Genomic DNA, 12,761 nt, shown 5'->3' on the forward strand with positions numbered 1-12,761 from the left:
CCGCTACAACACAGCGACGCCCCCGCCAGACGCCGGGGACGGCCAGAGCGGCGGCTGGACTTCCAGATCGGCCACTGGCATGGGACGCCCCAAGAGATACCCCTGGTAGAGATCGCAGCCATGCAGGGCGAGAAATTTCTTTTGCGCCTCGGTTTCCACACCCTCGGCAATCACTTCCAGCTCCAGGTTGCGCGCCATGCCGATGATGGTCTGCACGATCACGTCATCGGTGGGGCGCACGCCCAGGTTGCGCACAAACGACTGGTCGATCTTGATCTGGTGCAGCGGCAGCCGCGTCAGGTAGGCCAGCGAGGAGTAGCCCGTACCAAAGTCGTCCACCGAAAAACGCACACCCTTGGTGCGCAGCTGGTGCATTTTGGCGATGGTGTCGTCCACGTTATCGAGCATCAGTGACTCCGTCAGCTCCAGCTTGAGCAGGTGCGCAGGCGCGCCCGTTTGTTGCAGCATGGCAATGACCTGCTGGGCAAAATCGGGCCGGCGAAACTGGCGCGCACTGACGTTGATCGACAAGCGCAGGTGGCACAGATTTGCCTCACGCCCCCAGGCCACCAGCTGCTCGCAGGCACTGCGCAGCACCCAGTCGCCCATGGCCACGATGAGGTCGCTTTCTTCGGCCACGGCGATGAATTCGCCGGGCGTTACCAGGCCGCGCTCGGGGTGCTGCCAGCGCAACAACGCCTCGGCCCCGACGATGGTGCCCGCCAGCGTGTACTGCGGCTGGTAGTGCAGCTTGAACTGCTGCAACACCAGCGCGGTTTGCAAGTCGGTCTCCAGTTGCACGCGCTGGCTGATGGCGGTCTGCATCCGGGGGTCGAAAAAGCACAGGCCGTTGCCATGCGCTGCCTTGACCTGGTACATGGCGATGTCGGCACGCTTGAGCAGTTCTGCCGCAGACTGGTCGTTGCCTGCCCACAAGGTCGCCCCCATGCTGCAACTGCCGTGGTAGGTGTGCGTGCCCAGCAGATAGGGCTGGGCCAGGCTGTGCAGGGCGTTTTCGCCCACCTGGCGGGCCAGTGTGGCGGCCTCGTCAGGGCTGGCCGCCAGATCGGTGAGCAAGACGACGAACTCATCGCCCCCCAGCCGGGCCACGGTGTCGGCCTGGCGCACACAGGCGCGCAGGCGCTGCGCCACCTGCTGCAAGAACCGGTCGCCCATCTCGTGGCCCTGGGTGTCGTTGAGGCCCTTGAAATCGTCCAGATCGAGAAACAACAGCGCCCCATACTGGCCCGTGCGCTCGGCCGCCACGGTGGCCTGGGCCAGGCGGTCCAGCAGCAGGCGCCGGTTGGGCAGGCCGGTCAGGGGGTCGTAGAAAGCCAGGTGCTCGATCTCAGCGCTGGCGCGGCGCAGGTCGCTCACGTCGTGGTAGGTGATGACCAGGCCCCCCTCGGGCGTGGTGCGCTCCACGATTTGCACACTGCGGCCACTGGGCAGCAGCAGCTCAAATGTGCCCTGCGGATTCAGTTGCTCCAGCAGGCGCAGCTCTACCCAGCGCTGGCGCTCTGCCGCGCTGGCTTGGGGCAGTTGGTGTGGGACGGTGGCCTCCAGCACATCGCGAAAACTGACGCCATGGGCCAGCATGGGCACCAGCCACGGAAAAAACTCCTCGAAGCGGTGGTTCCACTGCCGTACCCGGCGCCCGGCATCCAGCAACATGAAGCCGCTGACCATGGACTCCAGCGCCTGGTCCAGCATGGCCTTGGACTGTGCAATGGTCTGGCGCGCGTTGGCCATGCGACCCAGGTAATCCAGCGCAAAGCCTGCCACGGCCAGCACCGTCAACCCAAAGGCCAGGGCCACGGCCAGGATGATGTGCTGGTGCATTTGCCACCCTGACAGCGCCGCTGCCCGGGGCAGGCTGGCAGAAATCCACAGCGCCGGGTGCAATGTGGGGCGCACCTGCACCAAAGCGGGTGTGGCGCTCAGGCGCGCCACCATGTCCCAGTCCACGGGGGAGGCCGACAGGCGGTGCAATGGCACGGGCGAGGTGTAGTCACGGCCCGAGGGCGGCTCGGGCGTGCTCAGTATCAGGCGCCCCTCGCGGTCTTCCAGGGTGACTTCCAGGCCCGCAATGCTGCCGCCTTGCAGCAGCACCGACGTCAGCATGGCAGCGGGCACTTCGGCCAGGGCCAGCAGCTGGGTGCCATCGGCCAGGGGCACCGGGCGGGCAAAGTACAGCACCTGCTCGGCACTGGCCTGGCCCACCACGGGCGAGCTGACCAGGGTGGCTGGCAGCTCTTGCGCCATCGCCTTGGCAAAAAAACCGTCGGGCAGGCGCAGCGGCACCTGCTCGGCGGCGGCATCCGATGAGGCCAGCACCCGCCCTTGCGCGTCCAGCAGCGCAATAAAGCGCACCAGCAGGTTTTGCCGTGCGGCGCTGCGCAACCAGCGGCTGGTCTGCCAAGGCTCCATCGCGCCGGCGGCGCTGCCCGAAAGCAGCAGCAGCTCTTCCGTGCTGGCCAGCAAAATATCAATGGCCAGAAAGTTGCGGTTGAGTGCGGCCTCTGACACTGCCATGAAACGCTCGACCTGGGCCTGGCCGTCTTGCAGCGCGTTGTGCCGACCACTCCACGCCAGCGATGCAGCGGTCATGGCCAGCGCCAGCAAAAACAGCGCAGCCAAAGTCCAGACGGCAATTTTGGTACGCAGAAAACCCATGGCGGCCCTTGCAGGTGGTCAGTACGTGGTGGGCGCTGGCAGGCCACGCGCTGGCCCGATGGTCTGGTTCCAGACCTGCGCGCAAGACCGACCGCAGCGCTGCAACCAACGCGGCAGAACCACGGTGGCAAAGAGCGTCTGGCGCTGGCGATCGTCTTGCGCAGACACGGGCACCAGCGCCATGTCACCGCGCTGCTCGGGGGCGCAGGTGCGCGCGCCGGTGTTGCAGGCGATGCCCTCGGCGGTGTCACGCTGCGCGGCCTCCCAGATGGAAGCCTCCAGCCGGGGCAGTTCGCGGCGCAGCAGGGTGCGCAGATCGGGGGGCAGGCCCTCCCAGGCGCGGCGGTTGGCCGCAAAAATGGCCAGTCCCCAAGTCAGGGGCATGGGGTAGAGGTGGGTGCTCAGGCGGTGCAGGCCCAGCGTGTTGCCCGACAGGGTGCCGGTCACGGCGCAATCGACGGCGCCCGACTGCATGCTGGCCGCCACCTGGGAGAAGTCTGTGAACACGGCCATGGCCCCCAGGGCTTCGACAAAATCGGCTTGCCCGCTGGAGGACACGCGCACCCGGCGCCCCACCAGGTCGGTGAGCAGGGCGCGGCAGTCGGCGTAAAAGTCGGCGCTGTCGAGCACCGGGGCGGCGGCGTTGTCGTCGTACAAGTCCACGGCCAGGGCGTCGACGGTGCCTGTCCATTCGGGGCTGCGGATTTCCTGCCCGGCATCGGCCTGCACCACGCGCAGCATGGGGCCGTCGTGCGGCAGCTTGAACCAGGCCCGGCACACCGACACCACCTGCGGGTTCAGCTCGATGGCGGTGGCGCACATGCGCAGCTTTTTGTGGCAGAACTTGGTGATGGCGCCTGCACCCAGGCCCAGCTGCATGGCGTGGCGCTCGGCCACGCTGTCATCGTCCATGAACAGCAGCCAGGCCATCATGCGCTGGACGTATTCCAGCTCGATCTCGAACGGCTCCTTGACGCGCATGGAGCCCTGAATCCAGGGCGTTCCCAAGTGCAGGTGGCGCACATCGCCATCGTCGGAGACGGTGACTTCGGGCAGGAGGATGGGGGATTTTTTGGGGGCAGTACGGGCCATGCAGTCTTCTTTACAGTAATCCATCAGCGGCCAGGGCCTGTGCCCAGGCTGCACGTTTGCGCTCAAAGCTCCAGGAGGCGTTGGCCGGGCTGGTGGACGGCAGTTTCACCACCGGCACACCCAGCGCGGCCGTGCTGCGCGCATGCCGAAAGCTCTCTGCGCCATTGTGGGCGATGGCGGCCAGGCGCGGGCAGCGCAGGCGCAGGCCACTGAAGTCGTTGACCTCGGCGTGGCGGATCTGCGCATCCAGGCTGCCGCTGCGCTCACAGGCGCGGTACACGTCCCACAGGCCCAGGCCGCGCGCCAGCAGCCAGTCGCAGCGCGCGCCGTAGTCCTCGCGCGCAGGCAGGGTGTGCTGCGGCCACAGCGACTGCAACAGGCGCCAGAACTGGTTTTGCGGGTGGGCGTAGTACTGCTGCGCGCGCAGCGAGGCGACGCCCGGAAAGCTGCCCAGCACCAGCACCACGGTGTCGGGGCCCACCACGGGCGCCAGGCCCACCAGCCGGGGCAGCGGTGCAGCCGCAGGCAACACCCCGGCATGGGCCGGGGCGGCCTCTGGCGCCAGGCGCTGGACAAAAGGGGAGCGGGAATGGGTCATATCGCGGGGATGGATTTTGCCGCCCCGGCGCCAGCGCCCTGCCCGGCGGGCCTGCGGGGGCGCTCTATGGGTCGGCCACTGGGCGCCCATCGGTATTGATTTGATAGCTGCTTGCGCTGATACATCAAGGGCTGGAGGCCATTTTCACTATAAACCGACGCGCCCTTGCAGCCGGGGCAATGCGTGCAGCGCATTGGCCGTGGTCTGGGCGGCCAGCGTGTCCAGGGGCAGGCCGCGCAGGTCGGCCAGCACCTGCGCGATGTGCGGCAGCTCGGCGGGCGCATTGCGGCCCTGGGGCTGGCCAGCGGCGCGCTCGGCGGCGGTGCGGTAGAGCCAGTGCGGCGGCATGTCGGGCGCATCGGTTTCCAGCACCAGCGCCTCCAGCGGCAGCGCGGTGGCCAGGCGGCGCAGTTGCAGCGCACGCTCGTAGGTGAGTGCGCCGCCAAAGCCCAGCTTGAATCCCAGTGCGATAAACGCCTGCGCCTGCTGCCAGCTGCCGTTGAAGGCGTGGGCGATGCCGCCCTGCACCGGCACCTCGCGCAGCCCCTTGAGCAGGCGGTCGGCACTGCGGCGCACGTGCAGGATCACGGGCAGATCGAAGCGCCGTGCCAGCTGCAATTGCGCACGGTAAAACTGCTCCTGGCGCGCCGCATCCAGCCCCTGAACAAAGTAATCCAGGCCGATTTCGCCCACGGCCACCAGGTGCGGGTCGTGGCGCGCACGCTCCAGCACCTGCGCCAGCGCGGCCACATCGCCATCGCCTGCGCGCCCGGTGTAGAGCGGGTGGATGCCCAGCGCGTAGCTGTCGCCGTGGCGCTGCGCCAGCGCCTGCACCGCCGGGGCGTGGGCCAGTTCCACCGCCGGAATCACCAGGTGCTGCACGCCCGCCGCCCGCGCCGCTGCCCGCACCGCATCGGCGTCGGGCGCGAACTCGGGGGCGTCGAGGTGGCAGTGGGTGTCTATCCAGGCGGGCATGGGGGCGATGGTGCCATGTTCCGGGGCTGGGCTGGCCGATTGATGGTCTTTTCCGGCTCCAGGGCTTGTCTGGCTTGCGCGAGCAGCTCTCATTTTTGATGTTTTCAGTGGCTGAAAAATCTGCCATGCCTGCCGGGTGGGGCAAGGTGCGCCGTCCTGCTCACAGCTGCGCTGGCGCCGTGGTGTCACCCGCCAACGCCAGCACCCGCTCCATCTGCGCGGCCACCTCGTGCAGGCTGAAGCTGCGCGCCCACTCCAGCGCCAGCTGGCCCTGCACATAAAAACGCAGCACCGGCAGGCTGAACACGCCCTGCTGGGCGCACAAGGCCGGTGCCTGCGCGCAATCGACATAGGCCAGCGCCACAGCGGCAAAGTGCTGGGCTACCAACGCCTCCAGGCGCGGGCGGATGGCCTGGCACACGCCGCAGTGCGCGCCGCCGTACAGCACCAGCAGTGGCCCCGCAGCGATGCGTGCGTGCAGCTGCGGCTCGGTGGTGAGGGGCTGCATGGTCATGGTGGTGCTCTGGCGATTCAGTGGGTGGTGGTTTTGGAGAAGAGCTGGATCACCGCCACACCGGCCACGATCAGCGCCATGCCGATGAGTGCTGCGGCATCTATGCGCTGGCGGTACAGCACGTAGCCCGCCACGGTGATCAGCACGATGCCCAGGCCCGACCAGACAGCGTAGGCTACGCCCACGGGCACGGTTTTCAGGGTCAGCGACAGGCAATAAAACGCCAGGCCATAACCCAGCACCACGATGGCGGATGGCCCGGGCCGCGTAAAACCCTCGCTGGCCTTGAGCGCTGAGGTGGCAATCACTTCGGCCACGATGGCCAGGCCCAGGGCCATGTAAGCCTGCATGGTCAGTGCCCTCCCATCGCCCCGTCGGCCTCCAGACGCCCGGCCACGATGCGCACCACCCGGTCGCAGCGCGCGGCCAGGGATTCGTCGTGCGTCACCATCACAAAGGCGGTGCCCTGCCCGCGCGCCAGCGCCAGCATGTGCTGGAACACGCCCTCGGCGGTGCTGCGGTCGAGGTTGCCGGTGGGCTCGTCGGCCAGCACGCAGGCCGGTTGGGTGACCAGCGCGCGGGCAATGGCCACGCGCTGGCGCTCGCCACCCGAGAGCTCTGCCGGGCGGTGCTGCACGCGCCCCTCCAAGCCGACATGGGCCAGCATCTCGGCAGCCTGCTGTTTGCACTGGGCATACGGCAGGCGCCGGATGCGCAGCGGCATGGCCACGTTGTCGAGCGCGCTGAACTCGGGCAGCAGGTGGTGGAACTGGTACACAAAACCCAGGTGCAAGTTGCGCAGGCGCCCTTGCTGCGCGGGCGACAAATCCGACAGCACCTGCCCATGCAGCTGCACGGTGCCCGAGGTGGGCGCGTCCAGCCCACCCAGCAGGTGCAAGAGCGTGCTTTTGCCCGAGCCCGAGGCACCCACGATGGCCAGGGTCTGGCCCGCATGCACCTGCAAATCGATGCCGTGCAGCACCGTCACGTCCAGGCGCCCTTCGGTAAAGCGCTTGGTCAGGCCCTGGGCTTGCAGCACCACGTCGTTCTTCATGTATTTTTGGCCTCCAAGGCTTACAGGACTTGCGCCAGCAGCTATCTTATTCATAGCGCAGTGCCTCGGCAGGGTTAACGCGGCTGGCGCGCCAGCTGGGGTACAGCGTGGCCACAAACGACAGCACCAGCGAGATCACGCCAATGGGCACGATGTCCGATGGCTGCGGGTCGCTGGGCATTTTGCTGATGAGGTAGATGTCTTTGGGCAAAAAGCTGGCGTTGAGCAGCCGCTCGATGGCGGGCACGATCACGTCGATGTTCAGCGCCACGCCCAGGCCCAGCAGCAGCCCGGCCAGCGTGCCGATCACGCCCACCATGGCGCCCTGCACCACAAAAACGCCCAGAATGCTTTGCGGGCTGGCGCCCAAAGTGCGCAAGATGGCGATGTCGGCACGCTTGTCCTGCACCGTCATCACCAGGGTGCTGACCAGGTTGAAGGCGGCCACGGCCACGATCAGCGTCAGGATGATGAACATCATGCGTTTTTCGAGTTGCACGGCCGCAAACCAGGTGCGGTTTTGCTGCGACCAGTCGCGGATCAGCAGGTCGCCGCTCAGGCTGCCCGCCAGCGCCATGGCCACACTGCGCGCCTGGTGCAAATCCGCCAGCTTGAGGCGGATACCGGTCGGCCCTTCGAGGCGGAAGATGCGCTGCGCGTCCTCGTGGTGCAGCATGACCAGTGCGGAGTCGTACTCGTAGTGGCCCGAATCAAAGGTGCCCGCCACCGTCATCTGCTTGAGACGCGGCACCACACCGGCGGGCGTGACCTGGCCAGCGGGGGCAATCAGCGTGACCACATCGCCCACGCGCACGCCCAGCGAGCGGGCCAGCTCGGCGCCCAGCACCACGCGAAAGGCGCCCGGCACCAGTTGCGCCAGCACAGCGGGGTTGGCGGCGGCCAGATCGGTCACTTCGGCCTCGTGGTCGGGATCGATGCCGCGCACCAGCGCGCCCTTCATGTCCTCGCCGCGCGCCAGCAGGGCCTGCGCGGCCACGAAGGGCGCAGCGCCCACCACCTGCGGCTGCTGGCGGGCCTCGGCCAGGGTGCGCGCCATGTCGGGCAGCGCCGCGCCGCCGGGGGCAAAAATCTCGATGTGCGAGACCACGCTGAGCATGCGGTCGCGCACTTCTTTCTGAAAACCGTTCATCACCGAGAGCACGATGATCAGCGCCGCCACACCCAGGGCAATGCCCAGCATGGAGACGCCCGAGATGAAAGAGATAAAGCCGTTGCGCCGCGTGGCGCGCCCAGCGCGCGTGTAGCGCCAGCCCAGGGCGAGTTCGTAGGGGATTTGCATGGAAGCGCGATTGTGGCACCGGGCTGGGGCTGGAGCCGCTCAGGCCGTGCGGCGGTGCTCGGCCTCCCAGCCTTTGCAGGCCAGCGCGATATAGCGCGGCACGGGGCGGGCGCCAGTGCCATAGGCGCTGATGGTGCGCGACGTCATGCCCAGCGCTTGTGCGGCTTGCGACAGGCTCAGGCCATGGCGCGCGCGCCATTGGGCAAAGATGCGCGTGTTCTCGTCGGGTGCGTTCTGTGCCTGCGCATCAAGCCAGAGGGTGTCGGCGCCGATTTGGATGTCCAGCGCAGGCCATTCGACCGTCCAGCCCTCGCCATCAACCAAGGTGGCGCCAGCAAACGCCACCGGGTCGCGCAGCCGTGCCAGGCCGGGCGATTCGTCCAGCAGCGGCTGAAAGTCCAGCGTATAGACCTCGCCACCGACAAAATCCAGGCGCATCCTGAAACTGTTCAATACCTCAATGCCCGCCAGGCGGGCGCGTTTCATGCGTGCCATTGGTGCCACTCCTTCCACAAATCGGTCAGATGGGCCTGCACCCACGCCATGACCTCGGCGCGCAGCCCGCGCGGCCAAGTGCCATCGGTGTGCAGGTCTGCCAGGTAAATGATGACGTCCACCTCGCCGCCCACCAGGTGGCAATGCGCCGGGCCATGGTCGCGTTCGCGCACTTCCAGCCGGTATTTGTTGCCGCGAAAGCGCTGTTTGGTGGTCATGCTTGAATTGTATAGAAATTATTTCTATATATCAGTACTGACTGCGCTGGCTCGGTGGGCGGACTAGGTGCCACACAGCAGCAGCCCAGAAGGGTCATCTGCTCGGCAAATGCCCCGTCTTCACCCAGATCAGACAGCCGGTTTCGCTGTAGGGTTGGTGCGCGCTGCCATCGGGGCTGCGCAGCCAGGTGCCGACGGGGTAGTCGCCGTGCTCGTCCGAGAACACGCCTTCGAGCACCAGGATTTCTTTGCCGCCAGCGTGGCGGTGGGGGCTGAAGCGGGTGCCTGGCGCCCAATCCACCAGGGCGGTGTGCTCGCTGCCGTAACCGGCCAGGGGCAAGACGCGCAGGCCGGGCACCAGGCCGGGGCGCCAGTCGGTGCTGCTGCGGGTGTCAATGGCCAGCTGCTGCCCATCGCCGGGCGACAAATGGCGCAGCTTCACAAACAAAGTGCAGCCCGGCTGCGATGAGGGCGCATGGGCCGATCCCGGCGGGTTGCGCAGGTAGGTGCCGGGGCCGTAGTCGCCGGTTTCGTCTGTGAACAGGCCCTCCAGCACCAGGATTTCTTCGCCCAGGTCATGTCGGTGCGCCGGAAACGCTGCACCGGGGGCGTAGCGCACGATGGAGGTGGCGCGGGCCTGTTCGCCGCCGTCGCGCTCTATCAGTCGGCGCTCCACCAGGGGCGAGGGGGAGGCTTGCCAGGGCAGCGCGTGGGTGTTGACCACGCAGCGCTGCGAAAAATCGGTGTTCAGCTGCATGGCGCAGGATGGTAGCCCGGGTGGCTTTTCCGGATGGGGACTGGGGCCGGGGTGGGGCCAGCCGTACGGCCCAGCCCCGTGGCGGGGCTTCAGCCGCCCTCTTCGCCAGCGGAGCCAGCTGGCGTGCCACGCCGGTAATCGTGCCCCACCTTGCGTCCGCCCCGGCGCCGGTCGGCCTTGGGCAAATCGGCATCGCGCTGCATGGTGTCGGCCTGGTGTTGCAGCAGGGCCAGCAGGGCATCGAGCTGGGCGGCTTGCTCGGGGCTGAGCGGGGCCACCAGTTCGCGGTGGATGGCCGTGGCGCGCGGCAACACGGCCTGGTAGAGCGCGCGGCCCGCCTCGCTCAGGTGCAAGGCCACCTGGCGGCGGTCGTGTGGGCGGTGCACGCGCACCACCAGCTGCTTGGCCACCAGCGCTGTCACGGCGCGCGAAGTGCGTGCCCGGTCGAGCTGGGCCACCTCGGCCAGTTCAGACGACAGCAGGCCATCGCTCTTGGCCAGATTGGCCAGCACGCGCCACTCGCGCCGGGTGATGCCGAATTCGCCTTCGCAGATGCGCGTGATCAGGCTGCCTGCCGTGCCCAGCACCCGGCCCAGGCGGTACAGCAACATGTCGTCTATGCCCTGCGGGTTGAGGGTTTTCATGGGGATGGATTGATTAGAACAATCATGAACCCGCATCCTACAGTCGCCCCCGCTTCTTCACTTTTTCGAGCGAGACAAACCCGATGCGCCCCCTTTTGCCCACCCGCCGCCTGGCCTTGCTGGCCCTGAGCGCCTGCGCCCTGGCCCACACCACGCTGCACGCCCAAAGCACCGACTACCCGAACAAGCCGGTAAGGTTCATCAACGCCTGGGCGCCGGGCGGCCCCGCCGATGTGCTGGCCCGCTCGCTGGGCGATGCCCTGCAAACGCAGCTCAAGCAGCCCTTCATCACTGAAAACAAGCCCGGCGCAGCCGGCAACATTGGCGCCGACATGGTGGCCAAAAGTCCCGCCGATGGCTACACGGTGATGTTTGGTATCGACACCACCTTCACCATCAACCCGCACATCTACCCCACCATGCCCTTCAAGCCGGGCGACCTCAAGCCGCTGATGGTGCTGGCCAGCTCGGGGATGATGGTGGTGGCGCACCCCTCTACCGGATTCAAAAGCCTGTCGGATATGGTGGCGGCGGGCAAAGCGAAGGGCGTCAATTTCAGCTCGGCAGGCAGCGGCAGCCCCGGCCACCTGGCCGCCGAGATACTGGGTGACGCCACGGGCATGAAAATCCAACACATCCCCTACAAGGGCAACACGCCCGCCTCCACCGCCGTGCTGGCCGGTGAGGTCGATGGCGGGATACTGGCGGCGCCCACCATGCTGCAACACATCAAGGTCGGCAAGATCACTGCGCTGGCCGTGACCAGCCGCCAGCGCTCCAAGGTGGCGCCCGATGTGCCCACCGTCATTGAAGCTGGCTACCCGCAGCTGGTGCAGGAGATTCTGTACATGGCCATGGTGCCCGCCGCCACGCCCGAGCCGGTGATGCAAATCTTGCAGCGCGGCATGCTCGACGCCCTGCGCCGCCCCGACATCCAGGCCCGCCTGACCACGCTGGACTTGCAGGTCGATGGCGCGGTGGGCGCTGCAGCCAGCAAGCGCCTGGCGGATTTGTCGGCCCAATATGGCCGCATCGCCAAGGCCACCAATATGAAAGTGGATTGAAAGCGCCCACCATGCAAAAACCCAATCTGATCTTCATCGTGGCCGATGACCTGGGCTTTGCCGACCTAGGCTGCTACGGCGGGCGCGATGCCGCCTTTGGCCCGGTATCGCCGGTGCTCGACCGCCTGGCCGCCCATGGGCTCAAGCTCACGCAGGGCTATGCGAACTCGCCGGTGTGCTCGCCCACCCGCTTTGCCATGATCACCGGGCGCTACCAGTACCGGCTGCGCGGCGCGGCGGAAGAACCCATCAACAGCCGCAGCAAGGGCAGCACCACGCTGGGCCTGCCGCCCGAGCACCCCACCCTGCCCTCGTTGCTCCAGGGTGCGGGCTACCGCACTGCGTTGATCGGCAAATGGCACCTGGGCTACCCGCCCGCCTTCGGCCCGCTGCAATCGGGGTATGAGGAATTTTTTGGCCCCATGTCGGGCGGGGTGGATTACTTCAGCCACCACAGCAGCGCCGGCCACCACGACCTGTACCTGGGCGAGCAAAGCCACACCGAAGAGGGCTACCTGACCGACCTGCTCTCACAGCGCGCGGTGGACTACGTCAACCGCATGGCCACGCAAGACACACCCTTTCTGCTGAGCCTGCACTACACCGCCCCCCACTGGCCCTGGGAGACGCGCGACGACCAGGCGCTGTCGGAAGAGGTCAAATCCAACCTCTTCCACCTGCATGGCGGCAACATCCACCAGTACCGCCGCATGATCCACCACATGGACGAGGGCATAGGCTGGTTGGTCGAAGCCCTGCGCGCCAACGGCCAGCTGGACAACACGCTGATCGTCTTTACCAGCGACAACGGCGGCGAACGCTTCTCGGACAACTGGCCCCTGGTGGGCGGCAAGATGGACTTGACCGAGGGCGGCATCCGCGTGCCCTGGATTGCGCACTGGCCCGCCGTGATTGCCCCAGGCCGCGAAAGCACCCAGCAGTGCCTGACCATGGACTGGACGGCCACGCTGCTGGACGCCGCTGGCGTGGCCGCCCACCCGGACTACCCGCTGGACGGCGTATCGCTGCTGCCGGTGCTGCGTGCGCCGGGGCAGGAGTTTGCCCGGCCCGTGCATTTCCGCATGAACCACCGGGGCCAGCGGGCGCTGCGCGATGGCGACTGGAAATACCTGCGCGTGGATGGCCACGATTACCTGTTCAACATTCCTGCCGACGAGCGCGAGCGCGCCAACGTGGGTGGCCGCCAGCCCGCGCGCCTGGCCGAGCTGCGCGCCGCCTGGGAGGCCTGGAACGCCACCATGCCCGCCATCCCCGAAGATGCGACCGTGTCGCTGGGCTATTCGGTCAAAGACATGCCCCAGCGCTAAAGCCCTCTGCGTGCCCCTGCGGGCGCGCACCGCTACAGTCTCGGCG

14 protein-coding genes are annotated in these 12,761 nt (G+C 67.4%); 2 read left to right on the forward strand and 12 right to left on the reverse strand.

Going from position 1 to position 12,761, the window contains the following annotated elements:
* Positions 1-3 precede the first annotated feature (3 nt).
* From EV674_RS03330 to EV674_RS03385, 12 genes are all read right to left on the reverse strand, one after another.
* A complete protein-coding gene (locus EV674_RS03330; RefSeq protein ID WP_119011972.1) occupies positions 4-2,676 on the reverse strand; it encodes a bifunctional diguanylate cyclase/phosphodiesterase in 2,673 nt (890 codons plus the stop codon).
* A gap of 18 nt (positions 2,677-2,694) precedes the next feature.
* Positions 2,695-3,768 carry a hypothetical protein gene (locus tag EV674_RS17510; RefSeq protein ID WP_241524858.1) on the reverse strand — a complete coding sequence of 358 codons (1,074 nt, stop codon included), beginning with the start codon at positions 3,766-3,768 and terminating at the stop codon, positions 2,695-2,697.
* Positions 3,769-3,778: 10 nt separating this feature from the next.
* A complete protein-coding gene (locus EV674_RS03340; RefSeq protein WP_119011973.1) occupies positions 3,779-4,366 on the reverse strand; it encodes a DNA-deoxyinosine glycosylase in 588 nt (195 codons plus the stop codon).
* A gap of 147 nt (positions 4,367-4,513) precedes the next feature.
* Positions 4,514-5,341, reverse strand: coding sequence for a TatD family hydrolase (locus EV674_RS03345; RefSeq protein WP_119011974.1), 828 nt, complete (start codon positions 5,339-5,341; stop codon positions 4,514-4,516).
* Positions 5,342-5,501: 160 nt separating this feature from the next.
* Positions 5,502-5,855 carry a thioredoxin family protein gene (locus tag EV674_RS03350; RefSeq protein WP_206613225.1) on the reverse strand — a complete coding sequence of 118 codons (354 nt, stop codon included), beginning with the start codon at positions 5,853-5,855 and terminating at the stop codon, positions 5,502-5,504.
* A gap of 17 nt (positions 5,856-5,872) precedes the next feature.
* Positions 5,873-6,205: a DMT family transporter gene (locus tag EV674_RS03355; protein ID WP_119011975.1), complete on the reverse strand. Its 333-nt coding sequence runs from the start codon at positions 6,203-6,205 to the stop codon at positions 5,873-5,875.
* Positions 6,206-6,207: 2 nt separating this feature from the next.
* On the reverse strand, positions 6,208-6,909 hold the full coding sequence (lolD, locus tag EV674_RS03360) for a lipoprotein-releasing ABC transporter ATP-binding protein LolD (RefSeq protein ID WP_119011976.1): 702 nt from the start codon (positions 6,907-6,909) through the stop codon (positions 6,208-6,210).
* A 46-nt stretch (positions 6,910-6,955) separates the two neighbouring features.
* Complete coding sequence (locus tag EV674_RS03365) at positions 6,956-8,209, reverse strand: lipoprotein-releasing ABC transporter permease subunit (protein ID WP_119011977.1); 1,254 nt, start codon at positions 8,207-8,209, stop codon at positions 6,956-6,958.
* Between the two features lie 39 nt (positions 8,210-8,248).
* Positions 8,249-8,704: a DUF2442 domain-containing protein gene (locus EV674_RS03370; protein WP_119011978.1), complete on the reverse strand. Its 456-nt coding sequence runs from the start codon at positions 8,702-8,704 to the stop codon at positions 8,249-8,251.
* A complete protein-coding gene (locus EV674_RS03375) occupies positions 8,692-8,922 on the reverse strand; it encodes a DUF4160 domain-containing protein (protein ID WP_119011979.1) in 231 nt (76 codons plus the stop codon). The genes EV674_RS03370 and EV674_RS03375 overlap by 13 nt, the downstream gene beginning before the upstream one ends.
* A gap of 94 nt (positions 8,923-9,016) precedes the next feature.
* A complete protein-coding gene (locus tag EV674_RS03380; protein ID WP_119011980.1) occupies positions 9,017-9,679 on the reverse strand; it encodes a cupin domain-containing protein in 663 nt (220 codons plus the stop codon).
* 89 nt (positions 9,680-9,768) lie between these two features.
* Positions 9,769-10,323, reverse strand: coding sequence for a MarR family winged helix-turn-helix transcriptional regulator (locus tag EV674_RS03385; RefSeq protein ID WP_119011981.1), 555 nt, complete (start codon positions 10,321-10,323; stop codon positions 9,769-9,771).
* Between the two features lie 83 nt (positions 10,324-10,406).
* Here EV674_RS03385 and EV674_RS03390 point away from each other — a divergent pair, with 83 nt between their 5' ends.
* Both EV674_RS03390 and EV674_RS03395 read left to right on the forward strand, forming a co-directional pair.
* Positions 10,407-11,387 (forward strand): Bug family tripartite tricarboxylate transporter substrate binding protein, encoded by a 981-nt coding sequence (locus EV674_RS03390; protein ID WP_119011982.1) that lies wholly within the window; start codon positions 10,407-10,409, stop codon positions 11,385-11,387.
* An 11-nt stretch (positions 11,388-11,398) separates the two neighbouring features.
* The gene (locus EV674_RS03395) at positions 11,399-12,715 is read left to right on the forward strand and encodes a sulfatase family protein (RefSeq protein ID WP_119012050.1); all 1,317 of its coding nucleotides are present in this window, start codon (positions 11,399-11,401) and stop codon (positions 12,713-12,715) included.
* The last annotated feature ends 46 nt before the right edge of the window (positions 12,716-12,761 follow it).

It is taken from the genome of Simplicispira metamorpha (genome assembly GCF_004341365.1).
GTDB classification, from domain to species: domain Bacteria; phylum Pseudomonadota; class Gammaproteobacteria; order Burkholderiales; family Burkholderiaceae_C; genus Simplicispira; species Simplicispira metamorpha.